The sequence below is a fragment of the Brevundimonas sp. genome (assembly GCF_032055285.1).
GTDB lineage: Bacteria > Pseudomonadota > Alphaproteobacteria > Caulobacterales > Caulobacteraceae > Brevundimonas.
The window spans coordinates 167,600-192,269 of record NZ_DAMBRE010000001.1; the positions used below are offsets into that span (position 1 = coordinate 167,600).

26 protein-coding genes and 2 riboswitches are annotated in these 24,670 nt (G+C 68.4%); of the genes, 10 read left to right on the top strand and 16 right to left on the bottom strand.

Annotated features, from left to right (window positions below):
• Positions 1-33 precede the first annotated feature (33 nt).
• Positions 34-132: riboswitch (glycine riboswitch) on the top strand.
• A 145-nt stretch (positions 133-277) separates the two neighbouring features.
• From gcvT to RTY13_RS00880, 6 genes are all read left to right on the top strand, one after another.
• A complete protein-coding gene (gcvT, locus tag RTY13_RS00855) occupies positions 278-1,393 on the top strand; it encodes a glycine cleavage system aminomethyltransferase GcvT (protein WP_312780469.1) in 1,116 nt (371 codons plus the stop codon).
• Between the two features lie 12 nt (positions 1,394-1,405).
• Positions 1,406-1,771 carry a glycine cleavage system protein GcvH gene (gene gcvH / locus RTY13_RS00860; RefSeq protein WP_312780470.1) on the top strand — a complete coding sequence of 122 codons (366 nt, stop codon included), beginning with the start codon at positions 1,406-1,408 and terminating at the stop codon, positions 1,769-1,771.
• A gap of 121 nt (positions 1,772-1,892) precedes the next feature.
• Positions 1,893-3,239: an aminomethyl-transferring glycine dehydrogenase subunit GcvPA gene (gene gcvPA / locus RTY13_RS00865; RefSeq protein WP_312780471.1), complete on the top strand. Its 1,347-nt coding sequence runs from the start codon at positions 1,893-1,895 to the stop codon at positions 3,237-3,239.
• A 15-nt stretch (positions 3,240-3,254) separates the two neighbouring features.
• On the top strand, positions 3,255-4,835 hold the full coding sequence (gcvPB, locus tag RTY13_RS00870; protein WP_312780472.1) for an aminomethyl-transferring glycine dehydrogenase subunit GcvPB: 1,581 nt from the start codon (positions 3,255-3,257) through the stop codon (positions 4,833-4,835).
• 180 nt (positions 4,836-5,015) lie between these two features.
• Positions 5,016-5,429 (top strand): PGPGW domain-containing protein, encoded by a 414-nt coding sequence (locus RTY13_RS00875; RefSeq protein ID WP_312780473.1) that lies wholly within the window; start codon positions 5,016-5,018, stop codon positions 5,427-5,429.
• A 117-nt stretch (positions 5,430-5,546) separates the two neighbouring features.
• Positions 5,547-6,017: a DUF6789 family protein gene (locus tag RTY13_RS00880; RefSeq protein WP_312780475.1), complete on the top strand. Its 471-nt coding sequence runs from the start codon at positions 5,547-5,549 to the stop codon at positions 6,015-6,017.
• 73 nt (positions 6,018-6,090) lie between these two features.
• On the opposite strand, the gene RTY13_RS00885 is transcribed toward RTY13_RS00880, so the two are convergent.
• The 10 genes from RTY13_RS00885 to RTY13_RS00930 all read right to left on the bottom strand — a co-directional run bounded on the left by RTY13_RS00885 (position 6,091) and on the right by RTY13_RS00930 (position 13,688).
• The gene (locus tag RTY13_RS00885; protein ID WP_312780476.1) at positions 6,091-6,606 is read right to left on the bottom strand and encodes a F0F1 ATP synthase subunit B; all 516 of its coding nucleotides are present in this window, start codon (positions 6,604-6,606) and stop codon (positions 6,091-6,093) included.
• Position 6,607: 1 nt separating this feature from the next.
• Complete coding sequence (locus RTY13_RS00890; RefSeq protein ID WP_312780477.1) at positions 6,608-7,189, bottom strand: hypothetical protein; 582 nt, start codon at positions 7,187-7,189, stop codon at positions 6,608-6,610.
• A gap of 88 nt (positions 7,190-7,277) precedes the next feature.
• Positions 7,278-7,502: a F0F1 ATP synthase subunit C gene (locus RTY13_RS00895; RefSeq protein ID WP_207822907.1), complete on the bottom strand. Its 225-nt coding sequence runs from the start codon at positions 7,500-7,502 to the stop codon at positions 7,278-7,280.
• 57 nt (positions 7,503-7,559) lie between these two features.
• Entirely contained in the window at positions 7,560-8,345 is a 786-nt protein-coding gene (locus RTY13_RS00900) for a F0F1 ATP synthase subunit A (protein WP_312780478.1), read from the bottom strand.
• A gap of 15 nt (positions 8,346-8,360) precedes the next feature.
• Positions 8,361-8,828 carry an AtpZ/AtpI family protein gene (locus tag RTY13_RS00905; protein ID WP_312780479.1) on the bottom strand — a complete coding sequence of 156 codons (468 nt, stop codon included), beginning with the start codon at positions 8,826-8,828 and terminating at the stop codon, positions 8,361-8,363.
• A gap of 74 nt (positions 8,829-8,902) precedes the next feature.
• Positions 8,903-9,571: an SMC-Scp complex subunit ScpB gene (scpB, locus tag RTY13_RS00910; RefSeq protein WP_312780481.1), complete on the bottom strand. Its 669-nt coding sequence runs from the start codon at positions 9,569-9,571 to the stop codon at positions 8,903-8,905.
• Between the two features lie 153 nt (positions 9,572-9,724).
• Positions 9,725-10,552, bottom strand: coding sequence for a ScpA family protein (locus RTY13_RS00915; RefSeq protein WP_312781752.1), 828 nt, complete (start codon positions 10,550-10,552; stop codon positions 9,725-9,727).
• Positions 10,553-10,554: 2 nt separating this feature from the next.
• Entirely contained in the window at positions 10,555-11,604 is a 1,050-nt protein-coding gene (gene nagZ / locus RTY13_RS00920; protein ID WP_312780483.1) for a beta-N-acetylhexosaminidase, read from the bottom strand.
• A 22-nt stretch (positions 11,605-11,626) separates the two neighbouring features.
• Entirely contained in the window at positions 11,627-12,421 is a 795-nt protein-coding gene (locus RTY13_RS00925) for an SPOR domain-containing protein (RefSeq protein WP_312780485.1), read from the bottom strand.
• A 79-nt stretch (positions 12,422-12,500) separates the two neighbouring features.
• Complete coding sequence (locus RTY13_RS00930) at positions 12,501-13,688, bottom strand: deoxyguanosinetriphosphate triphosphohydrolase (protein ID WP_312780486.1); 1,188 nt, start codon at positions 13,686-13,688, stop codon at positions 12,501-12,503.
• A 103-nt stretch (positions 13,689-13,791) separates the two neighbouring features.
• On the opposite strand from RTY13_RS00930, the gene RTY13_RS00935 reads away from it, so the two are divergent.
• From RTY13_RS00935 to RTY13_RS00945, 3 genes are all read left to right on the top strand, one after another.
• The gene (locus RTY13_RS00935; protein WP_225910505.1) at positions 13,792-14,145 is read left to right on the top strand and encodes an iron-sulfur cluster assembly accessory protein; all 354 of its coding nucleotides are present in this window, start codon (positions 13,792-13,794) and stop codon (positions 14,143-14,145) included.
• Between the two features lie 43 nt (positions 14,146-14,188).
• Positions 14,189-14,581 (top strand): hypothetical protein, encoded by a 393-nt coding sequence (locus RTY13_RS00940; protein WP_312780487.1) that lies wholly within the window; start codon positions 14,189-14,191, stop codon positions 14,579-14,581.
• Between the two features lie 82 nt (positions 14,582-14,663).
• The gene (locus RTY13_RS00945) at positions 14,664-15,515 is read left to right on the top strand and encodes a neutral zinc metallopeptidase (protein WP_312780488.1); all 852 of its coding nucleotides are present in this window, start codon (positions 14,664-14,666) and stop codon (positions 15,513-15,515) included.
• Here RTY13_RS00945 and RTY13_RS00950 read toward each other — a convergent pair.
• Both RTY13_RS00950 and RTY13_RS00955 read right to left on the bottom strand, forming a co-directional pair.
• Complete coding sequence (locus RTY13_RS00950) at positions 15,502-16,812, bottom strand: DUF418 domain-containing protein (protein ID WP_312780489.1); 1,311 nt, start codon at positions 16,810-16,812, stop codon at positions 15,502-15,504. The genes RTY13_RS00945 and RTY13_RS00950 overlap by 14 nt on opposite strands.
• A gap of 63 nt (positions 16,813-16,875) precedes the next feature.
• A complete protein-coding gene (locus RTY13_RS00955) occupies positions 16,876-17,820 on the bottom strand; it encodes an aspartyl protease family protein (protein ID WP_312780490.1) in 945 nt (314 codons plus the stop codon).
• A 154-nt stretch (positions 17,821-17,974) separates the two neighbouring features.
• On the opposite strand from RTY13_RS00955, the gene thrC reads away from it, so the two are divergent.
• Complete coding sequence (gene thrC, locus RTY13_RS00960) at positions 17,975-19,363, top strand: threonine synthase (protein WP_312780491.1); 1,389 nt, start codon at positions 17,975-17,977, stop codon at positions 19,361-19,363.
• On the opposite strand, the gene RTY13_RS00965 is transcribed toward thrC, so the two are convergent.
• The 4 genes from RTY13_RS00965 to RTY13_RS00980 all read right to left on the bottom strand — a co-directional run bounded on the left by RTY13_RS00965 (position 19,360) and on the right by RTY13_RS00980 (position 24,055).
• Positions 19,360-20,304 carry a DUF5996 family protein gene (locus RTY13_RS00965; protein ID WP_312780492.1) on the bottom strand — a complete coding sequence of 315 codons (945 nt, stop codon included), beginning with the start codon at positions 20,302-20,304 and terminating at the stop codon, positions 19,360-19,362. The two genes, thrC and RTY13_RS00965, sit on opposite strands and share 4 nt — an antisense overlap.
• 85 nt (positions 20,305-20,389) lie before the next feature.
• Positions 20,390-21,190 (bottom strand): hypothetical protein, encoded by an 801-nt coding sequence (locus RTY13_RS00970; protein ID WP_312780493.1) that lies wholly within the window; start codon positions 21,188-21,190, stop codon positions 20,390-20,392.
• A 166-nt stretch (positions 21,191-21,356) separates the two neighbouring features.
• The gene (locus RTY13_RS00975; protein WP_312780494.1) at positions 21,357-22,319 is read right to left on the bottom strand and encodes a homoserine kinase; all 963 of its coding nucleotides are present in this window, start codon (positions 22,317-22,319) and stop codon (positions 21,357-21,359) included.
• 2 nt (positions 22,320-22,321) lie between these two features.
• Positions 22,322-24,055: a Gfo/Idh/MocA family oxidoreductase gene (locus RTY13_RS00980; protein WP_312780496.1), complete on the bottom strand. Its 1,734-nt coding sequence runs from the start codon at positions 24,053-24,055 to the stop codon at positions 22,322-22,324.
• Between the two features lie 433 nt (positions 24,056-24,488).
• A riboswitch (SAM riboswitch) is annotated at positions 24,489-24,612 on the top strand.
• Positions 24,613-24,670: the final 58 nt, after the last annotated feature.

A 24,670-nucleotide genomic window follows, 5' to 3' on the forward strand; every position in this document is an offset into this window, starting at 1 on the left:
TTGACTTCGGCCCGGAGTCGGGGCCTTAGGTCGCACGCTCTCGCGGGAGAGATCGGCGGTCGCGTAGCGGCTGCCGGGGCCGAAGGCGCAACCGCCCCGGAAACGCTCAGGCAAAAGGACCGCGAGGGCGCACGGACGCTGGAAAGTCGCCTTATGGCGCGCCGACGGAGCAAGGCCGACCTCGATCCGGGGACGGTCGGAATCTCTCAGGCTTCAGGACAGCGGGGGCGCGACGACGGCGAAGCTATCGCCGCAACCCGCGACCGGAGGATGCTCGATGAGCGACCAGGCCTTGAAGACCACCCCCCTCAACGCCGCGCACCGTGCGCTGGGCGCCCGCATGGTCGGCTTCGGCGGCTATGACATGCCGGTCCAGTACGAAGGCGTGCTGGCCGAGCACCGCTGGACCCGCGAACACGCCGGTCTGTTCGACGTCTCGCATATGGGCCAGGCCCGCATCACCGGCGACGACGCCATTGCGCAGTTCCAGCGCTTCGTCCCCGGGGACTATGAGATTCTGAAGGCCGGCAAGCAGAAATATTCCCTGCTGCTGAACGCCGAGGGCGGCATCATGGACGACCTGATGGCGGGCAAGCCCGACCACGACGGCCTCTATGTCGTGGTCAATGCCGGCAACAAGGACGCCGACTTCGCCTTCCTCAACGCCAATCTGGCCGGTGACGCCAAACTTGTGGTGCTCGACGACCGCGCCCTGCTGGCCATCCAAGGGCCGGAAGCCGCCGAAGTCATGGCCAGGCACGAACCCGCTCTGGGCGAGATGGGCTTCATGGATTCGGCGCGTCTGATGCTGTTCGGCGTCGACTGCTTCGTCTCGCGCTCGGGCTACACCGGCGAGGACGGCTATGAGATTTCGGTGCCGAACGCCGACGCCGAGCGCGTCTGGAACCTGCTGCTGGAGGACGCCCGCGTGAAGCCGATCGGCCTGGGCGCCCGCGACAGTCTGCGTCTGGAAGCCGGCCTGCCGCTGCACGGCCACGACATCGACGCCTCGACCAGCCCGGTCGAGGCCGCCCTGACCTTCGCCCTGTCCAAGTCGCGCAAGGAAGCCGCCGACTTCAACGGCGCCGAGACCATCCTGAAGCAACTGGCCGACGGCCCTGCCCGCGTCCGCATCGGTCTGCACGTCAAGGAAGGCGCCCCGGCCCGCGAAGGCGCCGAGATCGCCGACATGGACGGCAATGTCATTGGCAAGATCACCTCGGGCGGCCCCTCGCCGACCCTGGGGCACAACATCGCCATGGGCTACGTCCCGCCGGCCTTCGCCGAACTGGGCGCGGACCTGAAAGTCATCGTGCGCGGCAAACCCGCCGCCGCCGAAGTCGTCGCCACCCCCTTCGTGGCCACCCGCTATTATCGCAAACCTAAAGCCTGAGAGATCAGACACATGCGCTTCACCAAAGATCACGAGTGGGTTCGCCTCGAGGGCGACGTCGCCACGGTCGGCATCTCCAAGCACGCCGCTGACGCCCTGGGCGACGTGGTGTTCGTCGAGACGCCGGAAGCCGGCAAGACCGTCTCGGTCGGCGACAGCTTCGCCGTCGTTGAATCGGTCAAGGCCGCCTCGGACGTCTACGCGCCGGTCGCCGGCGAAGTGGTCGAGGGCAACGCCGCCCTGGCCTCGGCCCCGGAAACCGTCAACGCCGACCCGGAAGGCGAAGGCTGGTTCGCCAAGATCAAGGTCGCGGACGCCTCGGCCGTCGAAGCCCTGATGGATCAGGCCGCCTACGACGCCTACCTGACCACCCTCTAAGACCCGCCGTCGTCCCCGGACGGCGCGGCGCGCCGATCCGGGATCGCCGGATTCCCCGCCGCTTGAAGCGCTCCCGGAGCGTCGCGTCCCGCGACCTCCGGGATGCCGCCGAGGACCTGTAATGCGCTACCTCCCCCTGACGCCCGACGACCGTGAGGCCATGCTGGCCGCCATCGGCGCCAAATCCATCGACGACCTGTTCATCGACGTGCCGCAGGCCGCGCGCCGCGACGGCTTTGTCGACCTGCCCCGCGTGGCGGGCGAGCTGGAGGTCGAACGCGCCCTCTCGGCCATGGCGGGCAAGAACGCCACGGCCGGAACCGTGCCCTTCTTCTGCGGCGCCGGCGCCTACAAGCACCACGTCCCGGCCACGGTCGACCACGTGATCCAGCGGTCGGAATTCCTGACCAGCTACACCCCCTATCAGCCGGAAATCGCCCAGGGCACGCTGCAGTACCTGTACGAGTTCCAGACCCAGGTCGCGAACCTGACCGGCATGGAAGTGGCCAACGCCTCGCTCTATGACGGCTCGACCGCCATGGCCGAGGGCGTGCTGATGGCCACCCGCGTGACCCGCCGCAACAAGGCCGTCATCTCGGGCGGCGTGCACCCGCACTACGTCAAGGCCACCGAGACCGTGGTTCACGCCGTCGGCGTCGAGACTGAAGCCCTGACCGCCGCCGTTGACGCCGAAGACGCCGTCATCGCCGCCATCGACAAGGACACGGCCTGCGTCGTCGTCCAGACCCCCAACGTCTTCGGCACCGCCACCGACGTCACCAAGATCGCCGAGGCCGCCCACGCTGCGGGCGCCCTGCTGATCGTCGTGGTGACGGAAGCCGTGTCGATGGGCCTGCTGAAGTCGCCCGGCGAGATGGGCGCCGACATCGTCGCGGCCGAAGGCCAGTCGATCGGCAACGCCCTGAACTTCGGCGGCCCCTACATCGGCCTGTTCGCCACCCGCGAGAAGCTGCTGCGCCAGACGCCCGGCCGCTACTGCGGCGAGACGGTGGACGCCGACGGCCGTCGCGGCTTCGTCCTGACCCTGTCGACGCGCGAGCAGCACATCCGCCGCGACAAGGCCACGTCGAACATCTGCACCAACTCGGGCCTCTGCTGCCTGGCCTTCACCATCCACATGAGCCTGCTGGGCGAGACGGGCCTGCGTCAGATGGCCCTGCTCAACCACGAGAAGGCGCTCGCCACCCGCGACGCCCTGGCCGCCATTCCGGGCGTCGAGGTTCTGACCCCGCGCTTCTTCAACGAGTTCGCGGTCAAGCTGCCCAAGAACGCCGCCAAGGTCGTCCAGACCCTGGCCGACAACGGCATCCTGGCGGGCGTGCCCTACAGCCGCCTGGCCCCGGAAGCCGGCCTCGACGACGTCCTGCTGGTCGCCGCCACCGAGACGACGCTGGATGCCGACATCAAGATCCTGGCGGGTGCGCTCGCCAAGGTCCTGGCCGCCTAAAGGGAGTTTGGAACCATGAGCACGATGAACACTGTCGGCCGTCCGACCACCCCGAACGCCCTGCCGGACAACGACTACAAGCATCCGACCCTGACGGGCGCGCGCGGCCTGCTGCAGGACGAAGCCCTGATCTTCGAAGGCGACGGCTGGAACAAGACCGGCGTCGATCTGCCCAAGCCCGCCACGGACGGCTCGGACCTGGGCGACCTGGTCCGCAAGGACCCGATCGGCCTGCCCGGCCTGTCCGAGCCTGAGGCCATGCGCCACTATGTGCGCCTGAGCCAGAAGAACCACGCCATCGACCTGGCCATCTATCCCCTGGGCTCGTGCACGATGAAGCACAACCCGCGCCTGAACGAGAAGATGGCGCGTCTGCCGGGCTTCTCGGACATCCACCCGCTGCAGCCGCAGTCGACGGTTCAGGGCGCGCTGGAGCTGATGGACCAACTGGCCCACTGGCTGACGACGCTGACGGGCATGCCCGCCGTCGCCCTGTCGCCCAAGGCCGGCGCCCACGGCGAACTGTGCGGCCTGATGGCCATCCGCGCCGCCCACGAGGCCAAGGGCGAGCATGAGCAGCGCCGCAAGGTGCTGGTCCCGACCTCGGCCCACGGCACCAACCCGGCCACCGCCGCCTTCGTCGGCTATTCGGTCGTCGAGGTCGCCCAGACCGACGACGGTCGCGTGGACGTGGCCGATCTGGCCGCCAAGCTGGGTCCGGACGTGGCGGCCATCATGGTCACCAACCCGAACACCTGCGGCCTGTTCGAGCGCGACATCCTGGAGATCAGCCGCCTGACCCACGAGGCGGGCGCCTACTTCTATTGCGACGGCGCCAACTTCAACGCCATCGTCGGTCGGGTGCGCCCGGGCGACCTGGGCGTCGACGCCATGCACATCAACCTGCACAAGACCTTCTCGACGCCGCATGGCGGCGGCGGCCCCGGCGCAGGTCCGGTCGTGCTGTCCGAAGCCCTGGCCCCGTTCGCGCCCGCCCCCTGGGTCGTGAACACCGGCGACGGCTACAAGCTGGTCGAGCGTGAGGAAGACGAGGCCAAGGACGCCTTCGGCCGTCTGTGCGCCTTCCAGGGCCAGATGGGCATGTATGTGCGCGCCCTGTCCTACATGATGAGCCATGGCTCGGACGGTCTGCGTCAGGTGGCCGAGGACGCCGTCCTGAACGCCAACTACATCAAGGCCCGTCTCGAGGACCTGATGAGCCCGGCCTTCCCGGAAGGTCCGTGCATGCACGAGGCCCTGTTCGACGACGAATGGCTGAAGGGCACGGACATCACCACGCTCGACTTCGCCAAGGCGATGATCGACGAGGGCTTCCACCCCATGACCATGTACTTCCCCCTGGTCGTCCACGGGGCCATGCTGATCGAGCCGACCGAGACGGAATCCAAGGCCGAGCTGGATCGCTTCATCCACGCCATGCGTCTGCTGGCTGAGGCGGCGAAAGCCGGCGAGGTCGAGCGCTTCAAGGGCGCCCCCTTCCATGCGCCCCTGCGGCGTCTGGACGAGACCCGCGCCGCGCGCTCGCCGCGTCTGCGCTGGTCCGCCCCGGAAGGCTCCAACATCGCCGCCGAGTAGGCTGCGAAACCGACCTGAAGTGAAGCGCCGTGTCTTTCGGGACACGGCGTTTTGCATTTCAGGGGCCTCTTACGAAAGCTTCATGGGCACGCCACGGTTCGGCCTTGTCGTCCGTGTCTAGGATAGACTGACAGCCTTCTCCCAAGGTCGTCGTTCCTCCTCCCCCCGCCCGTGACGCCCGTGACCCTCGCCCTGATTCCCTTCCGCGCCGACAGCCGGCCTCGTTCGAGGCCCGGACTGCTGCGTCGCGCGAAGCGCCTGGGCATGATGGCCCTGGGCTTCCTGATCATCGGTCTGGGCATCCTGATCGCGCCGCTGCCGGGTCCAGGCGGCGTGCCCGTGATCGCCCTGGGCCTGGTCCTGCTGCTGCGCAATTCCTGGTGGGCCAAGCGCCAGTTCATCCGCGCCCAGCACGCCCGGCCCAAGTGGGTCTATCCCTTCCGCCGCCTGATGCGGAAGAAGCCGGAGATCGCGCCGGTCTTCTGGCAGCAGGCCCTGCGCGCCGAGAAGGTGGTGCTTCGCAAACGCCCCTCGCGGCAACTGATCCGGGTTCGCAAGCGCGCCCGCCGCATCCTGCGCCGCGCCTTCCGCTAACAGCGACGCTTCGGCACACACGGTAATGTGAAAGACGTGACGCTCGCGTTCGCGTCGAACGGCGTATGCTTCCCCTGCGTAGTCAAAAAGCAGATAGCGTTGGGAGGCGCTTTTCTCATGATGTCACGCGTAAAACAGGGAATCGCCGCCGGCTTCATTGCAACCGTCGCGGTTTCCATCCTTGAGGCCGCGAACCTGCTGTTCGCCAAGGTCTTCGACCCCTTCCCGGAAATCGTCGCCCGTATGTTCCTGCTCGGCGACAACCTGGCGGCGGGGTGGGCCATCCACTTCGTCATCGGCTCGCTGGTCATGGGGCCGATCTTCGCCCTCATATACGCCCGCCTGCCGACCAATACGCCTGAGACCAAGGGCATCCTGTTCGCGGTGGCGGCCTGGGTGGCCATGATGCTGATCATCAGCATGATGGGCGATCCGCGCACCTTCTCGGGCAGCGCCGGCTTCGGCACCTTCGCCTGGATGCTGATCACCCACATGGTCTTCGGCGGGGTGATGGGCAATGTCTTCGCCCGCTTGCTGGCCCGCGAGAAACGCGCCGCCGGCTTCATCCACGGCGCGCCCGCCCACTAACGAGGGCGCCCCCGAATGCAAAAGGCCCCGCCGTCGCCGGCGGGGCCTGATGCATTTGTCGCATTAGCCGAAACTAGTTCAGCTTGTCGCCGATCTGGGCGATCGCCGCATCGATCAGCGGGTCCGACTTGGCGGCGGCCAGGCGGGCCGTCAGGACGTCCTGAGCGGCCTTGGCGGCCAGGTCGGCGGCGGCGGCCTTGACCTCGGTCGTGGCCTGGGCCTCGGCCTGAGCAATACGACGCTCGGCCAAGGCCTGGCGACGGGTCAGGGCTTCTTCCAGCTTGGCCTTGGCTTCGGCCTCGATACGGCGGGCGTCGGCTTCGGCGGCGGCCAGCATGTCGGCGGCCTGGGCTTCGGCCTCAGCCTTCTCCTGACGGATCTGGGCCAGCATGGCTTCGGCCTCGGCGCGCAGACGGGCGGCCTCGTCCAGTTCCGACTGAATCTTGGCGCCCTTGTCGTCCAGCGCCTTGGCGACCATTTTCGGCACGCCGGCTGCAATGACGATGCCGACGAAGACCAGCAGACCGATCAGAACCCACAGCTCAGCGCTGCCCAGGCTCCAGAAGCCCGGCTCCATGAACATGTTCATATCAGGCGGCTCCCTTGACGGCGGCGGCGACTTCGGCGGCGGTCGGCGCCTTGCCCGTCAGACGCTCGATCATGGCGTGAGCCGTGTCGGCGGCGACGGTCGAGACGTGAACCATGGCGGCGTCGCGGGTCTTGGCGATGGCGGCCTCGGCTTCGGCGATGCGCGCCGAGACGACGGCTTCTTCCTGGGCCTGACGCGCCTGAGCTTCCTCGGCGACGCGGGTCTTGGCGGCGACGGCGGTGGCGCGAGCCTCGGCGCGGGCCTTTTCGACCTCGGCCTTGGCGGCTTCGGCCTGACCAGCGGCTTCGGCCTGAACCGAACGCGCGGTGGCGACCGCCGACGAAATGGTCTCGGTCCGTTCGTCAAGCACGCGACGCAGCCGCGGTGCGAAGACCTTGGCGATCAGGATGTAGAGGATGACGAACAGGAACAGCAGGTAGACGATCTGCCCGCCCCAGTGGGCGAAGTCGAACTGCGGCAGGCCGCCCGATTCATGATGGGCTTCCGGAACCGCCGTCTCGGTGTGCAGATCCGCCTCAACCGAAGGCGGGATCGCAGCATTGGGGGTAGGTGTCGTGGCCATAACCGTGCTGTCGAAAATCAGAATGAAGGCGGCGCCGCGGACCTGAAGCCCAGCGGCGCCGACTCGAAAAGGCGTTCGGGTGAACCGATCAGCCGAAGATCATCAGGACGCCCAGCACGAAGGCCAGGATGCCCAGGGCTTCCGCCAGGGCGGCGCCGACGAACAGGTTGCCGACTTGACCGGCGGCGGCCGACGGGTTGCGCAGGGCGCCCGACAGGAATTGACCGAAGATGTTGCCCACGCCGACGGCCGAGCCGATCATGCCGAGGGTAGCCAGACCGGCGCCGATGTACTTGGCGGCTTCAGCGTCCATGATGTGTATCCTAGAGTTGGGGTTTGGAGGTTGGGGTTTAAAAGACTGGCCCTGCCCTTAGTGGGCGTGGTCCAGGTTGACCACATCATTGAGATAGATGCAGGCCAGAACGGCGAAAACGAAAGCCTGAAGGAAGGCCACGAGGAATTCCAGAGCCGTCAGCGCGACCACCATGCCCAGCGACAGGGCGGCGACCGGGAAGGCCAGCAGGTTCAGACCGCCGCCCATGGCCAGAGCGCCCAGGGAGACGACGAAGCCAGCGAAGATCTTCAGCGCCACGTGACCGCCCAGCATGTTGCCGAACAGACGAAGGGCCAGGGTGACCGGACGCAGCAGGAACGAGACGAACTCGATCAGGCCGACCACAGGGCGCAGCGCCAGCGGCGCGCCCATGGGCCAGAACAGCTTGAAGAAGCCCAGACCGTTCTTGGCGAAACCGACCACGACCACCAGGCCGAAGGTCAGGACCGCGAAGGTCACCGTCACGGCCAACTGAGAGGTGGCGGTGAAGGTCATGAACATGCCGAGGATGTTCATCACCAGGATCAGGGTGAACAGGGTGAAGATGAAGGGAAAATACTTGCGCCCTTCATGACCGATGATCGAGTCCGTCAGGTTGTCGATCATGCCGAACAGGCTCTCGCCTGCCGCCTGAAGACGACCCGGCACCACCTTGGCGCCCGAGGTGACCATGGCCAGGAAGCCGACGACCAGGATGAAGCCCAAGGTCATGGCGATGTGCGAATTGGTGATGGCGAGATCAACCACGCCCACGCCGGGCAGCGTGACGTCAGGAAGGTCCACGACCTTCTGGATCTGGAACTGGTGAATCGGATCGGCCATGGGGCCTTTCGCTCCTTAGTCTTCTTCGCCGGCTTCCTCGAAGGGGATGGCCTCAGCCTGTACCCCCGCCGCCTTAGCCTGCGCCATCAGCCGATTGGCCGTCCGGCGCGCCATCCACAACGACAAGGCGAAGCCCAACAGGACCCCGCCGATCAAACCCCAAGGCGCCGTGCCGAACACACGGTCGACGCCGAATCCAATAGCAATCCCCACAATCACGCCGCCGAGAAGCTCGGCGATGATCTTGTAGGCCTGGCTCGTCACGGCATGCGCCGAGATTTCCGCCGACCGGGCGTTGGCCGTCCGCGCCTCAAGCTCGGATGCGCTCTTGGTGAGGCGTGCGATCGCCTCTTCGCGCGTTTCCTTCGTAGGAGACATGGTTGCTTCGCCCAGCGCCCGGCGAGAACGCCGAGAAGGTCTGAATTCGGCGCGGAACCTATAGGCCGGGGGGCGGAAGGTCAAGACGCGGAAACCGACAGCCAAGATCCTGAAAATCCAGCATTTATTGTCACCCCGGGCTTGACCGTGGCGATGCGTCGCTGTTCGCGGCGCGACTCTCAGTCCTCGCTGACGAAATCCTGGGCGAACTCGGGCGATCCGTCGTCCAGCGCGGTCAGCAGGTCCTCGCCTTCGCTGTCGCCGCTGCGGGTCGGGTCCGGCACCTCGAAGCCCACCGGGATCGACAGATCCAGCAGACCCGCCGCCTTCATCTCCTGCACGCCGGGAAGGTCATAGAGGCTGGCCAGGCTGAAATGCTCCAGGAAGCGGTCGGTCGTGGCGTAGGTGACGGGGCGGCCCGGCGTGCGCCGGCGTCCGCGCAGCCGCACGAAGTCCATCTCCAGCAGCAGGTCCAGCGTCCCCTTGGACAGGGAGACGCCGCGCACGCTCTCGACCTCGGCGCGGGTGCAAGGCTGGTGATAGGCGATGATGGCCAGGGTCTCGAGCGCGGCCTTGGACAGGCGACGCGGCTCCTCGCGCTCCTCGGTCATCAGGAAGCCGAGGTCAGCGGCGGTGCGGAACCGCCAGCGGTCGGCGACACATTCCAGCTCAACCCCCCTGCCCTGATAGCGCTGGCGCAGGGCGGCGATGGCCCGGCCCGCGTCGGCGCCCTCCGGCAGGCGGCGCGCGATCTCGGCCGCCGACAGGGGCGCGGCGGCGGCGAACAGCAGGGCCTCGACCCGGCGCTCGATCTCGGTTTCGTCGGGCTTGAAGCTAAGGTCAGACATGGAAACTCCCGCTCATCCCCGCGGAGGCGGGGACCCAGGTTTGAGCGGCGCGGCTGCGGCCAGCCGACCTGCGCGTCAAATACTGCAAATGGTTTCGACCCTGGCCAAAGCACTGGGTCCCCGCCTCCGCGGGGATGAGCGGATGTTGAGGCCTCACGGCGTCAGTTCCAGCGGTTGCCCGAAGCCGCGACGTTTCAGGAAGAGGTCGGCGAAGGCCTCGGCCTGACGCACGTCCATTGCCCCCTCCTTCACCAGCTCCAGACTGGCCGAGAGGGTCGAGGCGGTATAGCTGGCCTGGCTGGGCCCCTCCCCGTCTTCGTCCTCGCGCGCGGGCGCCACCTGATCCAGAGGCGTCCAGTCGGCCAGACGCGGCATCATGGAGCGCAGCCAGTCACGCGCGGCCTCCAGTTGGAAGGCCTCGACCCGCTGGCCGGGCGCATAGTTGCGACGCTGCTCGCGCCGACGCTGGGCCACATAGGCGGCCATCAGCTCATAGAGGCTGGCGTCGACACGATCCGACGGGATGATGACGGTGGCTTCCGGGTCCCCCCGGGTGAAGACGTCGCGCTTCAGCTGCGGGCGGCTGGTGATGGCCTCGACCGAGCGGCGCATAGCCTCCAGCTTTTGCAGACGAAACGCCAGAGCGGCGGCCATTTCCTCGGCCGGCGGCTCCTCGGCCTTGCCCTTTTCGTTGCGGGGCAGCAGCAGACGCGACTTCAGATAGGCTAGCCAGGACGCCATCACGAGATAGTCCGCCGCCATGGCGAAGTTGCGCCGCCGGGCCTCGTGAACGAAGGCCAGATACTGTTCCGCCAGCTTGGTGATGGACAGCTTCAGCAGGTCCACCTTCTGCGTGCGCGCCAGGGCCAGCAGGACGTGCAACGGTCCTTCATAGCCTTCCAGATCGACGACGAAGGCCTCGGCGGCGTCAGCATCATCGACGGCGGCGAAGTCCAGATTGGGCTGGAACGCCTGATCCATCATCAGGCTTGCGCCTCGCCGACGTCCGGCCCCTTGGCGGCGTCGAAGCGGCCTGACAAGGCCGCTTCCAACCGGGCGCGGGCCTCGGCCACGTCGAGCGGTTCGGGCGTGTGGACGATGCGAGCCAGCGCGGCCTCGGCGCGGCGCCTGGCCTCGCCCTTCAGTTTGCCGGTCCCCTCGGCCACCTGACGCATTTCGCCGAGGTCGCCGTTGCAGTGCAGGATGACGTCGCAGCCCGCCTTCAGCGACTGCTCGGCGCGCTCGGTCAGGGTCCCCGACAGGGCCTGCATCGACAGATCGTCGGACATGATCAGGCCGGAGAAGCCCAGATGCTCGCGCATCAGGCGGATGCCCTTCTTCGAGGTCGTGGCCGGGCGCTTGGGATCGACGGCGGTGAAGACGACATGGGCCGTCATGGCCATGGGCATGTCCGACAGGGCCTTGAACGGAGTGAAGTCCCAAGCGTCCAGCGTGGCCAGATCCGTCTCGACCACCGGCAGGTGATGATGGCTGTCGGCGAAGGCGCGGCCGTGGCCGGGAATGTGCTTGATGATGGGCAGGACGCCGCCCGCCAGCAGGCCCTCGGCCGCCGCCCGGCCCAGCTGGGTCACGGTGGCGGGGTCCTGAGCATAGGCGCGGTCGCCGATGATGTCGTGGGCGCCCGGCACCGGCACGTCCAGCACCGGTACGCAGTCCACGGTGATGCCCAAGGCCCGCAGGTCGTGGGCGATCAGCCGCGCCCCCAGACGCACCAGTTCCCGCGCCGCCATCGGGTCGTTGACGGCCTTCAGATAGGCGGCCCCCGGCGGATACTTGGGCCAGTGCGGCGGACCGAGGCGCTGCACCCGGCCGCCTTCCTGATCGATCAGGACCGGGGCGTCGGCGCGGCCGATACTGTCGCGCAGCTCGGAAACGAGCGCCCTCACCTGGTCGGGACTGTCCACGTTGCGACGGAACAGGATGAAGCCCCAGGGCTTGGTCTCGGCGTAGAAGGCGCGCTCCTCCGCCGTCAGCCTGTGGCCGGAACAGCCGTAGATGGCGGCGGAGGTCATGCGGTCTCTCTCGTCCGGTGTCTTAGCGGACGATGCAGTCGCGGCCGGCGGCCTTCAGCGCATTGCAGAAGGCGACGGCGCGTTCGCGGCTCATGCCGGTGAAGGTGGTGCGATAGACGGTCGAGCCGTTGGCGGCGGTGACTTCCTGCACGCGCTTCTCGGCGCCCGAGGCGTACTGGCCGAAGCGGGCGGCGACGGCGGCGTATTCGCGGTCGGCGATGGCGGTCGAGGAGAAGGCGCCGATCTGCACGCCCGAGGAACCGCCGGCGGCGGGAGCAGGCGCCGGAGCGGGCGTCGCCTTGGGCGCGGGGGGCGGGGTCACGGGCGCGGGCTTGGCCGGAGCGGCAGGCGTCGGGGCGACCGCAGCCGGAGCGGCGGGCGGCAGGGCCGTCGGCGCGGCGGGCAGAGGTTGGGGCGCGGGGCGAGGCTCGACCGCTTCGGGGCCAGGGGTGAAGGTGGGGACGGCGTCCGTCGCCTCGCCGCCGTCGCGATAGACGCGCACGCCGGCTTCCGGGTCGATGGGCTGGGCGTCCAGCGGCGCCTCGACCTTCATGCTTTCAACCGGCGTGCCCACGGCGGGCGGGGCGTCGGTCGAGGAGCGCACGCCCGAACGATAGAAGACCACCACGGCCACAATCAGCAGCAGCAGGACGATGGCGCTGATGATCAGGGTGATCGGCGGCGACTTGGCGGCCGGCGCGCGACGGGGATCATAGCTGCGACGCTCGAACGGCAGGTCGTCGTCGGTGGGCGGCGTATAGGCCCCCCGCTCGCGGCCGGCGTTGGGGTTGCCTCGGTGATCGTCGTCGTAGGACATGGGTCGTGCTTTCTGGATCGGCGCCGCGCGAATCGGCGCCGGGAAGTATCAGTCTAGCCCGCCCGTGGCCGCTTTCGAATCACAGATCAAGCGCCAGGTCGAGGCTGAACAGCTTGCCGTGGACCTCGATGGCGTAGCGGTCGGTCATGCCGGCGATATAGTCGCACACCGCCCGCGCCCGCTTGACCGGATCATCCGACATCGCCGGGGCCGACCATTCGGGCGGCATGACCTCGGGCTCCTCCATGAACAGATGGAACAGCTGCGACAGGACGCGGCGCGCCTGGCTGCGGGTGCGGTTGACCCGGTAGTGGCGATACATCCGCTCGAACAGGAAGCGGCGCAGCACGCCCAGGTCGGCCATCATACCGGGCGAGAACTGCACCATCATCTGCGGCGCCAGTCGCACGTCCTCGACGGTGACGATGCGGTGCTCGGCCAGCCGACGCTCAGTCTCGGCCAAAACGTCGTCGACCATGATGCCGATCATGCGGCGCACGGCCTCCAACCGCACCATTCGGTCGTCCAGCGCGGGCCAGTCGCGGCGCACCTCGGCCAGACACGGGCCGATCAGCGGCACCTCTGCCAGATCGGCCAGGGTGAACAGGCCTGCCTGCACCCCGTCGTCCACGTCGTGGTTGTTATAGGCGATGTCGTCGGCGATGGCCGCGCACTGGGCCTCCAGCGAGGCGAAGGTGTCGAGCCTCAGGTCCCAGTTCGCCGCCCCGCCGGGTGCATAGGCCGCGACCGTCTTCCACGCCGGATCGTCCAGGTGATGCACCACCGGCCCGTTGTGCTTGATCACGCCCTCAACCGTTTCCCAGCTCAGATTCAGGCCGGGGAACTTGGGATAGCGCACTTCCAGCTCGGTGATGACGCGGAAGCTCTGGACGTTGTGATCAAAGCCGCCGTAGTCGGCCATCTGGGCCTGAAGTTCGTCTTCGCCCGCATGAGCGAAGGGCGGGTGCCCCAGGTCGTGGGCCAGGGCGATGGTCTCGGCCAGATCGTCGTCCAGCCGCAGGGCGTGGGCCAGCGACCGGGCGATCTGGGCCACTTCCAGACTATGGGTCAGGCGGGTGCGATAGTGGTCGCCCTCGTGCGCCACGAAGACCTGGGTCTTCTCCTTCAAACGGCGGAAGGCGGTGGCGTGAATGATGCGGTCGCGGTCGCGGGCGAAGGGGGTTCGGGTGCGGCTGGCGGGCTCGAAAACATGGCGGCCGCGGCTGGCGGCGGGGTCTTCGGCGAAGGACGCGCGGGTCTGGCTCAAGGCGGACAGCACTTCTATTGCGACACAGGCCTTTGCGAACGCCTGTCAGCTCCTCATATAGAGAGCCGTGAGCACCGTCCAATCCACAGAATCAGTCCGCGACCTGTCGCTTTCGGTTTCCCCCCGCGCCCCGGAAGGCATCCTTCTGGCCGAAAGCGCGGCGAAACGTCTGGCCAAGCTGGCCGAGGTCGAGGGCAAGCCGGTCATGCTGCGCGTCGCCGTCGACGGCGGCGGCTGCTCGGGCTTCCAGTACCGGCTGGAACTGGTCGATGCGCCCGAGGCCGATGATCTGGTCGTGCGCCGCGACGGTCAGGCGGCGGTGATCGACCCGGTGTCCATCCCCTTCCTCAAGGGCTCCGAGATCGCCTTCGTCGATGAACTGGCGGGCGCGCAATTCGTGGTGCGCAACCCGAACGCGTCGTCCAGCTGCGGTTGCGGCGTCAGCTTCGCCATCTAGGGCCACGCTTGGCGCGAGGGCGACGGGCGCCCATGTTCGCCTTATGCGTCGCCTGATCTTCATAGCCTTGCTGACGGTCGCCCTGCCCTTGGCCGCGAACGCCCAGACCTGGCCCGGCTGGCCGGGTCCTCCGCCGCCCGGCTACGACCCCGGCTCGGCCATCGCCGACCAGCACCGCATCGAGATGGACCGCCTGCGCAATCAGGCCGCCGAGCGCGAAGCCTTGGCCCAGCAGCAACGGCTGCAGACCCAGCTGACGATCCAGCGGCTTGAGGCCGCGCGCCAGCCGACACCGCCCCTTCCTCCGCCGACCGCCTACACCCCGCGCACGCTGGAACAGGAACGGCAGGCCCGCGAGGCCCAGACCGCCCGGCGCGAAGAAATGGTGCGCGGCGTCACAGAGATCGACGCCTGGCTGGATCGCCGCCCGCACTGACCGCCCGTTACAATTGCATCCCTTCCCTGCCCCCCGCGTTTTCGCCTAGCTTCGGGCGAGACATCAGGGCGGAGACGACATCATGCGTTGGCAGGGCGGACGGCGCGGCGGCGGCATCGAGGACCGGCGCGGCATGGGTGCTGCGGCGGGCGGCGGCGTCGGCATCGGCGTTCTGGTGCTGGCGGCCATCGGCTACTTCGTCTTCGGCATCGATCCCAACACCACTCAGCAGGTCGCCAGTCAGTTCGGCGGCGCCAGCCAGAGCCAGCAGGCCGGCAAGACAGGCACGCCCGAGGACCAGGCGGGTCAGTTCGTCGAGGTTGTCGGCACCAACATCAACGACGTGTGGAAGACCAAGCTGCGCGGCTACACGCCGCCGACCACCGTCCTCTATGAGCAAGGCACCCAGACCGGCTGCGGCTTCGGCCAGTCGGCCATGGGGCCCTTCTACTGCCCCGCCGACCAGAAGGTCTATCTGGACCTGTCGTTCTGGCGCGAGATGGAGACCAGGCTGGGGGCCTCGGGCGCCGACTTCGCCAAGGCCTATGTCATCGCCCACGAGTTCGGGCACCACGTCCAGACCCTGACGGGCGCCAGCGAGCAGGTGCAGCGCGCCCAGCAGGCGGCGCGCTCACAGGCCGAAGGCAACAAGTATTCCGTCGCCCTGGAGCTTCAGGCCGACTGCTACGCCGGGGTCTGGGCCAGGAACGCCAGCGCCGTCTCCGGCGGTCAGGTGGCGCTGGAGCCCGGCGATCTGGAAGAAGGCATGAAGACCGCCCAGGCCATCGGCGACGATGCGCTGCAACGCCGCGGCGGCGGTCGCGTCTCGCCCGAAAGCTTCACCCACGGCTCCTCGGCCCAGCGGGTCGAGTGGCTGCAACGCGGCTATCAGACCGGCGATCCGGCGGCCTGCGACACCTTCAGGGGGCTGTGACGGCCGGGGGGCGGCGGATCGGCGGAACGGCGCCATAGGCCGACAGCCGCAGCGCCCATTCCATCGGCCCGAAGGCGAAGGCGCGCAGCCACAACAGGCTGCCGATCGCCAGCACCACCCAGATGACGACTGCGATGCCCCACAGGGTCCACCAGTCGAACCGTCCCCACAGGTGCAGGCCGTAGAACAACAATGAAGTGATGGCCGACTGGGCCAGATAGTTGCTCAACGCCATCCGCCCCATGGCCTTCAACCCGGTCCCGATGAAGCCGAAGACGTTCAACTTCCACAGGGTCAGGATCAGCCCCACATGGCCCAGGGTCACGCCCAACCGCCCCGCCTCGTAGCTGGCGCGTGTCAGCCATAGCTCTGGCGAGAAGTCGTGCCGCCACAAGGAGGCCGCCTGGGCGCCATTGATGGTCAGCCCCACCGCATAGCCCGCCGCCATCAGCAGCAGATAGAAACGCAAGGACCGCGCCCCGCTCAGCACCCCCAGCTTGAACAGGGCCATGCCCAGCAGCATGAAGGCCACGCATTCCATGACCAGGATGATGGTGTAGCTGGAGGCGGCATAGTCGATCCAGGTGTGGACGCTCCACTTCAGCAGGCTGACCGGACCGCCCATGCGCAGCTGGGCCTGTTCGAGGCGGACCTCCGGCGACGGCTGGCGCGCCGCGACAGCCGCCCGATAGGCGTCCAGGGATTCACGCTGCTTCGGGTTCAGGCGATCAACGGAGAGATGGCTCTCGGCCACGGCCCGCCCGTCGCGCGCCTCGATCGCCCGCTTGTAAGCGCTGGCTCCCTGGATTCCCGTCAGCAATGTGATCAGCAGGACCGAGACCAGGATCAGGGTGCGCGGCCGCGCCGCGCGGAAGACGAACAGGAAGAAGCCGGACAGGCCATAGACATAGAGAATATCGCCCGGAAACAGCAGGACGGTGACATTGCCGATCCCCAGCACCAGCAGGGCCATGCAGCGCCGGAAATAGACGTCGGCCGCCTCGATCGTGCCCTTGCCGTTGTCGCCGCGCAGGGTGATGAGCAGCATTCCCGCCCCGAACAGCAGGGTGAACAGCCCCCGCATCGAGCCCTGCAGAAAGACATGCTGCACCAGCCAGGCCATCCAGTCGGGATTGCCGAGGCTGGGCGCCGTCTGCGGGACATAGGCCTCCCAGATGCCGCCCATGGAGATGATGTTGACCAACAGGATGCCGCACAGGGCGAAGCCCCGCAGCAGGTCCAGACTCTCCAACCTCTGCGGCGCCGCGAAGGGCGCGCCCGGCACGACGATGGTCATGCTCGACGCGTTACCGCCGATCACCTGGACAGCAAAGGTCGAGATTGTAACAAAGCTTAAAGCCTAGCCCACCGTCAGATCCATCTGGGAAGAGACGTGCAGTCGGCCTCGCCCCAGGTCCAGCGCAGCCTCGCGGCCCTCGAAGGCCGCCACGCCCAGCAGGGCGTCGGGATAGTTGGGCAGGGGCGAACCGGCGAAAACCGGCGTCGCCACCCCTCGCCACAGGTCGTCGCCAAAGGTGACGGTCCGCGCCTCGATCACTCGCGCCCGCGCCACGCCGCCCAGAACGATGCTGGACCCGGCGGTCTCGGGCCGTCCGTCCAGCAGGCCCGCCGTCTCAGCCGCGCCCTGACTGAGGGCGATCAGGGACGAAAAGCCGGTGTCGACCACCGCCCGCAGAACCGCGCCCTCGACCGTGACTTCGGCGGTCAGCGCCGTGCCGCTGCGTTTGACAGGAACCTGACGCAGAGCGGGCGAGACGACATGGCCTCCCGGATCGGCGAACCGCGCCCGACGACGCTTCAAGTCCAGTTCCAGCACCGCCTCGCCCAGCAGATCCTGTCCCAGCACCAGAGGCGCGCCGAGCCCCTCCGCCGAGGCGATAGGCCCAAGGTCGAGGATGGCCGCCCGCAGCGCGCCGACGCCCAGCGAACCGATCGTCAGGTCCAGCGTCACCCCCCGACCGACCTGCGGCTGGCCGCCGACGCCATAGGCCACCATCGGCATGTCGAAGAAGGTCGTCAGGCCGAGCGCCTCGACCAGGGCGCGGTCGATCACCGAATACTGGGCGCCGCTGTCGATCAGGGCCGTGACCTCGCGCCCGGCGATCCGCACCCGCACCGTCGGCGTGGCGGCGTCCGCGACAACAAAGGGCGACCAGGCGCTGGTCCCGCCCTCAGGGAAGGTCAACCGGGGCCGACGCCAGATGACATGATCCTTCAGCCACAGGCCGCCGCCGATAGCGGCCACTGCGGCGCCTGCACGGATCAGGAAGGAACGGCGTCTCATCGTCCCTGACATGGACCGGACGGCGGCGATGCGCCAGCCCCGCCGTCGCCGCACGCCCTCTATCGCCATCTTGTTGCGCGAAATCGCGAAATTGTCTTCGCAGACGCAAAATAATCATGACGAAGCACCACACGGCGGCTAGAAACGACCCGTCATGAGCACCTCCCCCGACCGCTATCTTTCGACGCGCGGCGACGCCGCCCCGACCAGTTTCGCCGACGCCCTGCTGCGCGGCATCGCGCCCGACGGCGGCCTCTACATGCCGCAGGCCTGGCCGACCCTGCCCGCCGACGCGGCGCGTCCGGGCCGGACCTATGCGGAGATGGCGAAAGAGGCGATTTCGCCCTTCATCGGCGACGCCCTGCCCGCCGGCGCTCTGGACCGGGCGCTGGAGCGTCTGACGCGCGGCTTCGACCATCCGGCGGTGACGCCCCTGGTCGAGCTGGAGCCGGGCCTGTTTGTGCTGGAGCTGTTCCATGGCCCGACCGCCGCCTTCAAGGATCTGGCGATGCAACTGGTCGCCGCCCTGTCGGACGAGGCCCTGGCCGCGACGGGGCAGAAGCTGACCCTGCTGACCGCCACCAGCGGCGACACCGGCGCCGCCGCCGTGCGTGCCTTTGCGGGCGCCGAGCGCATCAATCTGGTCGTCCTGCACCCGCTGGACCGCGTCTCGCCGGTGCAGCGCAAACAGATGACGACGGTGCAGGCCGACAACGTGCTGAACCTGGCCGTGCGCGGCGACTTCGACGACTGCCAGCGTCTGGTGAAGGGCCTGCTGGCCGAAGAATCCCTGCGCGAAGGTCGCCGCCTGTCGTCGGTCAACTCGATCAACTGGGGCCGGCTTGCGGGTCAGATTCCCTACTATGTCTCGGCCACGGCCCAGCTGGGTCAGGCGGCGACCTTCGTCGTCCCCACCGGCAATTTCGGCGACGCCTTCGCCGGCATCGCGGCCAGGAAGATGGGCCTGCCGGTCAAGGGCTTCGTCGCCGCCGTCAACCAGAACGACGCCCTGGCCCGCGCCATCAACGAGGGCGTCTACGCCCGCCGCCCCGCCGTCGAGAGCGGCAGCGTCTCGATGGACGTCCAGGCGCCGTCCAACTTCGAGCGTCTGGTCTATGAGGCCTCCGGCCGCGACGCCGAGGCGACCCGCGCCGTGTTCGAAACCTTCGCCCGCGACGGTTCCGTCACCCTGCCTGCCGACCTCCTGGCCGCGCTGAAGGCCGAGGTCTCCGCCGTCTCCATCGACGAAGCGACGACCAAGGCCGAGATCGCCCACGCCCACGCCGCCTGGGGCCGCGTCGTCTGTCCGCACACCGCCGTGGCCCTGGCCGCCGCGCGGCGTCTGGATCGCGCGAACGGCCCCGTCGTCGCCCTGTCGACGGCCCACCCATCCAAGTTCGGCGCCTTTGTCTCGGACGTGCTGGGCTTCGAGCCGGAACCCGCCCCCGTCATCCGCGCCCTGGGCGACCAGCCCGAGCGCCTGACCATCATCGACAATACGGCCGAAGCCGCCCTGGCGGCGGTGAAGGGCTTCGCGGGCTAGCCCACCCGGCGCGGATGGCGCGGCGTCCCTCGCGGGCACTCCAGCGCCGCCCGATCCCAGGCCGCCAGATCAGCGGCGGCCTCATAGGTACTCTCCAGAAAGGCGCAGAGCGCGGCGTCGGGATCGGCCTCGGCCCGCACCGCCGCATAGGGCAGGACGAACTCGCCCAGGCCCGCGTCCCAATGCGCCGCCGTGGGCGCGACCGCCGCCGCCTCGAACCCCGGCGGGGCGGGATAGGCATAGGCGTAGAAGCTGGGCTCGCGCCCCGGATCGCCGGGCCAGAAGCCGGCGCTGGCCACCTCGTGCGAATAGGCCTCGCGCGTCACCGCGTCGGGCAGGTTCGGCACCCCGCCCGGATGCAGGGGCGCCCGCCGCCCCGAGAACCGCGTCACCGCCAGATCGAACGCGCCCCAGAACAGATGGACGGGGCTGCACTTGCCCAGAAAGCCGGTGCGGAACAGGTTGAACACCCGATCCACCTGCACCAGCGCCCGCCAGTAGTCGCGCGCGGCCTCGGGATCATAGGTGCGGAACCGTTCATCCAGCGGAAAGGGCGTGACCTCCGCCATTTCGTCGGGCGTCAGGTCGATGTGACAGGCCACGCCCAGGGAGGTCAGAGCGTCCTGCACCTCGGCGTAGAAGTCGGCCACCGTCCCGGACTTCAGCACGATCCGGCGCTCGCCCCCGTCGCTGACGCGGATGACCAGGGCCCCGGCGATGAAGTCGAACTCCATCGAAAACCCGACCGCGCCATGCGGGATCAGACCCGTCGCCAGCCCCCGCGCCGAGACCCGCAGCGTCACGTGCCAGCCGTGGTTCAGCCAGGGCGTCTGCGACAGCCGCGTCTTGCCGGCGATCTGCGCCCACAGTTGCAACGTCTCCATCGTCGGCCACAGCCGCGCCGCCGACAGTTCGGGCCATGTCTGCGCACGCGACGTCATCCGAAACCTCCTCGCCCCCGCCTCAAAATCCCGCCCGACGAAATCGTTGCACGAGAAGGCGAACGACGGTGAAGAGCTTCGAGGCCTAGTCTTGAGGCGAAAGCGCCGGGCAGTCGGCTTCGTTCAAGGCTTCGTCAGCAACGCGATAGCCGGCGAGGCCGTCGCTGACGATGCGAAGTGCAGACTGTGCGGCGTATGAGCCGCCGTTTCTGGCACGGTCGGTGAAGCAAGCGATGACGCCCTCTGGCGTCCATCGGATAAGGCTCAGGCTGATAGCCCAGTCCCCCGGCCGCGACAGCGTCGCCACGCCGTCAGCCGTCTCGAGTTCCGTAAAGCCCCAGTCCCCCGGGCGCTTAAGTCCGGCCGCGCGCGCCGGGCCTGTCGAGTTTCGGAACGAGGTCAGGTCCAGACGCGGCAGGATATCGGCCGCCGACAAGTCCCGCGACGGCGGCGGGATCAGCGCCTCCCCTCCCCAACAGGGCAGCAGGGACGAAACGGCCTCATGGCCCCAGACATCATAGGGCCAGCCCTGCTTGATCTGAACAAGCACCCAGGCCCCGCTCGGGCCCTCTGTCCGAAACTCAAGGCGGGTGGCGAACCCATCCTTCATCGTCGGAGGAATGGGGCTAGGATCGGAGGTCGTCCTCAACGCAGGCGGTGAAACGGGCGTCGCCGGCAAGTCCCCGAACGACAACGCGATGGTGCGTAACGCCGGGCATTCATCCGACGAAATCCGATCGATGCGCCCATCCGAGGTCCGCGTCGCTATCCACCTCCGGGCCTCGACCTCCTGCCGAGTTTGCGCGAGGCGATTGACGTCCGGCTCGATCATGATCGAATGCGGCAGCGTGTAATAGCGGTCGCCGTCCACAGTGATCGTCACCATGGCCGCATCAGATTGCGCGACGGCCGGAGCAGCCGAAACAGAACCCAGGGCCCCGAAGAGAAGACACAAGCGCAAGCAGGTCATCGGCACAACCTCACGACGTGGAGGCTGCACTACGCCTGCGCGAACCGAGTCTGTCCAGACGAAGCGCTCGTCTCCCCCGCCCCTAAACCACCTCCGCCGCCTTCCAGTAGTCCAGCCGCCGGAAGAAGGGCGCCGGGTCCTTCGGGGTGACCAGGTTGGCCGGGTCGTGGAAAATCCGGTCGTGCAGGCGGGTCAGAGTGAAGCGCACCGCCGCCGCAGCCCCCAGCCCCGGCAGGGCTGCCGCTTCGGCCGGCGTCAGGGGCCGCACGGATTCATAGCCCTTCTGGAAGGCGCGCAGGGCCGAATGCATGGGGCGGCCCTCAGCATCGAAGCCCCAGGCGCTGAGCGCAATGGCCAGGTCATAGGCCAGGACGTCGGCGCAGCCGAGATAGAAGTCGATCACCCCGCCGACGTCGCACTGACCGTGCTCGTTGGTCGCGAACAGGACGTTGTCGGGGAAGTAGTCGGCGTGGATCAGGCCGCGCGGCAGGGCCGGATCGCTCCACGGTTCGGCCAGACGCGGCAGCAGGGCCTTGATCTGATCCAGCATCTTGCGGTCGACGCCTTTCGCCGGACCGTCGCAGCGCGCGGCCAGGGCGGCCCAGGCCTCGGGTCCGACCGGGTTCTTGCGCTCCATCGTGAAGTCGGCGGCGTCGAGGTGCAGCAGGGCCAGCACCTGACCGGCGCGATACTGCTCCTTGTCCGAGGGCTGGCGCTTCCAGGCGCCCGGCGCCCAGTGCAGGATGGCGGCGGCGCGGCCGTTCAGACGGCCGATGATCTCGCCCTGCCGGTCCACGACCGGCGACGGCGTCGGGAAGCCGCGTGCCGCCAGATGCCGGGTCAGGCCCAGGCAGAAGGGCAGCGAGGCGGCGTCCGTCCGCCCCTCGAACAGGGTCAGGACATAGGCGCCGGAGGTCGTCTCCAGCTTGTAGTTGGTGTTCTCGACCCCCTCGGCGATCGGCGTCAGCGCGACCAGATCGCCCAGGGGGTAACGCATGAGATAGTCAGCGGCCTGATCCGGCGTGACGGGCGTGAAAACAGCCATGACTAGACCAGCTCCGCCGCCGCGCGACGGGCGCGCACCACGTCGGCCACGTCGGCCAGAACGCTCTCGGTCGTGGCCCAACGCCCGGCGCCGCGCCCCTTGCACGTCCAGACGCGACCGTCCTGACCATAGACTTTCAAGGCGTTTCTCTCTCCGTTCAGCGACTGAAACAGCGCGTCTTTCAGATCGCCGTCAAGCCGGACCGAGGCGTCCAGTTGGCCGTCGCGGTCATGGCAGGCGCCGATCTGGCGCACCGGACGATCGCCCAGCGGCGTCTCGGCGGACAGCTCGTCGCGCGGCAGGTCGGCGGGGGCGTGGCCAAAGGCCTCGAAGGACAGCAGCTTGACCTTGGCGGCGGCGTCGTGGCCCTCCAGGTCCGAGGACGGATCTTCCTCGGCGAAGCCCGCGACGCGGGCGTCGGACAGGGCGTCGGCGAAGGCCGCGCCCTCGCCCAGGCGCTGCAGCATGAAGTTGACCGTGCCGTTCAGCACGGCCTCGAACCCGGCGACGGGACCGGCGGCGCGGGCCGCGCGCAGGGTCTCGATCATGGGCGCCCCGCCGCCGACCGAGGCCGACCAGGCGACGCGACAGCCATTGGCGGCGGCCAGGGCCTGAAGCCCCGCCGGGTCGCGGGCCACGGCCTGCTTGTTGGCGCTGACCACGTCGCAGCCGGCCTCCAGCGCGCGGCGGATCAGGGCGTGACCGGCCTCGCCTTCCGACAGGGCCTCCAGCAGAAGATCCGGCTTCTTGGCCAGCAGGGCCTCGACGTCGTTGGTGAACAGGTCGGCGGGCGCCGCCACGTCGCGCGCCTTGCCCGGATTGCGGACCAGGACGCCGACCACCTCATAGCGCTTGTCCGACAACAGCCGGTTCAGCAGACCGCCGCCGACCACGCCGCAACCGGCCACGCCTACGCGCAGCGGCGCCTCAGGCTGGACCGGGCCGGGAGGGGCCCCGCGCTCGCCGACCACCGTGCCCTCGGCGCGGCCCAGAGCGGCGACCTCGATCTCGACGCCGTGCTGCATGCCCAGATCGATGGCGTCGTGCTGGACCAGGGCGCCGCCTAGCTGGCGCGCCGTCTCCCAGCTGGCCCGGCGATAGCGCAGCGGCGTGCCCGTTTCCGAGGCCGGATCGCGGTCGTAGAGGCCGTCGACATCCTTGACCAGACGCACCCGGTCCAGCCCCAGCTCGGCGGCCAGAACCACCGCCGTCAGGTCCGATCCGCCGCGCCCCAGCAGGGCCACGCGGCCATTGGAGCGAACGCCGCCGAAGCCGGGGACCACCACCACCTCATGCTCGGCCAGGGCGTCGTGCAGACGCTCGCCCTTCAGGCTGACGGGGCGAGCGTGCTGCGCCGGCCCCTCGACCACGATGCCCAGTTCCCGCACCGACAAACCCACCGCGTCCAGCCCCACCCGGTCGCAGGCGATGGCGACCAGGGCCGCCGCCTTCTCCTCGCCCAGCACCACATAGGCCGGCAGAAGCTCGTTCTCGTGATCCAGACCCAGGGCGCGAGCGTCGGCCAGCAGCCGGTCGGTGTGACCTGCCAAGGCGGACACCACCGCCACCACCTTACGCCCGGCGCGAACATGACCGTAGATTTCCGAGGCCACGGCGGGGGCTTCGGCGGCGTTGCGCAGCACGGACGAGCCGAACTTCAGCACCACGACTTCTGCGGCGGGTTCCGCTTGCGGTTTCTGTTTATCGGCGACGAGAGCGAGGGCGGAAGCGGGCATCGGGATCATCCTGAAGGCGGGGTCTGGTGGGGAGGCGGAGGTCGGTTCGGGCCATAAAAAAACCCGCCCGGGGGTCCGGGCGGGGTGTTCGGTTTTTGCGTTTTTCGCCTAGTCGGCGCGCATCATCCGGTCCCCGCCCGCGAGGGCATGGTGGTGGTACCGGTGGTCGTAATCATGGACGCGAAGAGGCCCGTCGCCGCAGCGGCGATCAGGGTCATCATCATGCTGGCGAACTGGTCGAGCACAGGCGGCGTCCGGTTGAAAATCTTGCCTCAAGGTGTTCCACGACCCCGCATCGCGTCAACCCCGAAAAGAACAAATTTTTCTCAAGCTGGGCGAACAGGCGTGATTTAACCGACGAATTACGCAATCAGCCCGAAATGAGGTGAATTATTTCGCTTGACCGGCGCCCTTCGCATCCGCAACGTAAGCTCACTCATCAAGACCGGCTGAGGGATTAGGCCCTTTGACGCCGGGGCAACCATCGGGTTCCGCCCGAAACGGTGCCAACTCCTGCGGGGTTTTCAGGGCGACCTGAAGACCGCGAGAGATGGGTGGAGCATCGACGAGGCGACGCTCCACGGTCTGTCACTGCATGGGTTCCTTGGCGAGCCG

Bases quoted from the DNA above. Each gene is read 5' to 3' on its own strand.
- gcvT (WP_312780469.1), top strand. From the start codon at position 278: ATGAGCGACCAGGCCTTGAAGACCACCCCCCTCAACGCCGCGCACCGT.
- gcvH (WP_312780470.1), top strand. From the start codon at position 1,406: ATGCGCTTCACCAAAGATCACGAGTGGGTTCGCCTCGAGGGCGACGTC.
- gcvPA (WP_312780471.1), top strand. From the start codon at position 1,893: ATGCGCTACCTCCCCCTGACGCCCGACGACCGTGAGGCCATGCTGGCC.
- gcvPB (WP_312780472.1), top strand. From the start codon at position 3,255: ATGAGCACGATGAACACTGTCGGCCGTCCGACCACCCCGAACGCCCTG.
- RTY13_RS00880 (WP_312780475.1), top strand. From the start codon at position 5,547: ATGATGTCACGCGTAAAACAGGGAATCGCCGCCGGCTTCATTGCAACC.
- RTY13_RS00885 (WP_312780476.1), bottom strand. From the start codon at position 6,606: ATGAACATGTTCATGGAGCCGGGCTTCTGGAGCCTGGGCAGCGCTGAG.
- RTY13_RS00890 (WP_312780477.1), bottom strand. From the start codon at position 7,189: ATGGCCACGACACCTACCCCCAATGCTGCGATCCCGCCTTCGGTTGAG.
- RTY13_RS00895 (WP_207822907.1), bottom strand. From the start codon at position 7,502: ATGGACGCTGAAGCCGCCAAGTACATCGGCGCCGGTCTGGCTACCCTC.
- RTY13_RS00900 (WP_312780478.1), bottom strand. From the start codon at position 8,345: ATGGCCGATCCGATTCACCAGTTCCAGATCCAGAAGGTCGTGGACCTT.
- scpB (WP_312780481.1), bottom strand. From the start codon at position 9,571: ATGTCTGACCTTAGCTTCAAGCCCGACGAAACCGAGATCGAGCGCCGG.
- RTY13_RS00915 (WP_312781752.1), bottom strand. From the start codon at position 10,552: ATGGATCAGGCGTTCCAGCCCAATCTGGACTTCGCCGCCGTCGATGAT.
- nagZ (WP_312780483.1), bottom strand. From the start codon at position 11,604: ATGACCTCCGCCGCCATCTACGGCTGTTCCGGCCACAGGCTGACGGCG.
- RTY13_RS00925 (WP_312780485.1), bottom strand. From the start codon at position 12,421: ATGTCCTACGACGACGATCACCGAGGCAACCCCAACGCCGGCCGCGAG.
- RTY13_RS00940 (WP_312780487.1), top strand. From the start codon at position 14,189: ATGCGTCGCCTGATCTTCATAGCCTTGCTGACGGTCGCCCTGCCCTTG.
- RTY13_RS00945 (WP_312780488.1), top strand. From the start codon at position 14,664: ATGCGTTGGCAGGGCGGACGGCGCGGCGGCGGCATCGAGGACCGGCGC.
- RTY13_RS00950 (WP_312780489.1), bottom strand. From the start codon at position 16,812: ATGACCATCGTCGTGCCGGGCGCGCCCTTCGCGGCGCCGCAGAGGTTG.
- RTY13_RS00955 (WP_312780490.1), bottom strand. From the start codon at position 17,820: ATGAGACGCCGTTCCTTCCTGATCCGTGCAGGCGCCGCAGTGGCCGCT.
- thrC (WP_312780491.1), top strand. From the start codon at position 17,975: ATGAGCACCTCCCCCGACCGCTATCTTTCGACGCGCGGCGACGCCGCC.
- RTY13_RS00965 (WP_312780492.1), bottom strand. From the start codon at position 20,304: ATGACGTCGCGTGCGCAGACATGGCCCGAACTGTCGGCGGCGCGGCTG.
- RTY13_RS00970 (WP_312780493.1), bottom strand. From the start codon at position 21,190: ATGGTGACGATCACTGTGGACGGCGACCGCTATTACACGCTGCCGCAT.
- RTY13_RS00975 (WP_312780494.1), bottom strand. From the start codon at position 22,319: ATGGCTGTTTTCACGCCCGTCACGCCGGATCAGGCCGCTGACTATCTC.
- RTY13_RS00980 (WP_312780496.1), bottom strand. From the start codon at position 24,055: ATGCCCGCTTCCGCCCTCGCTCTCGTCGCCGATAAACAGAAACCGCAA.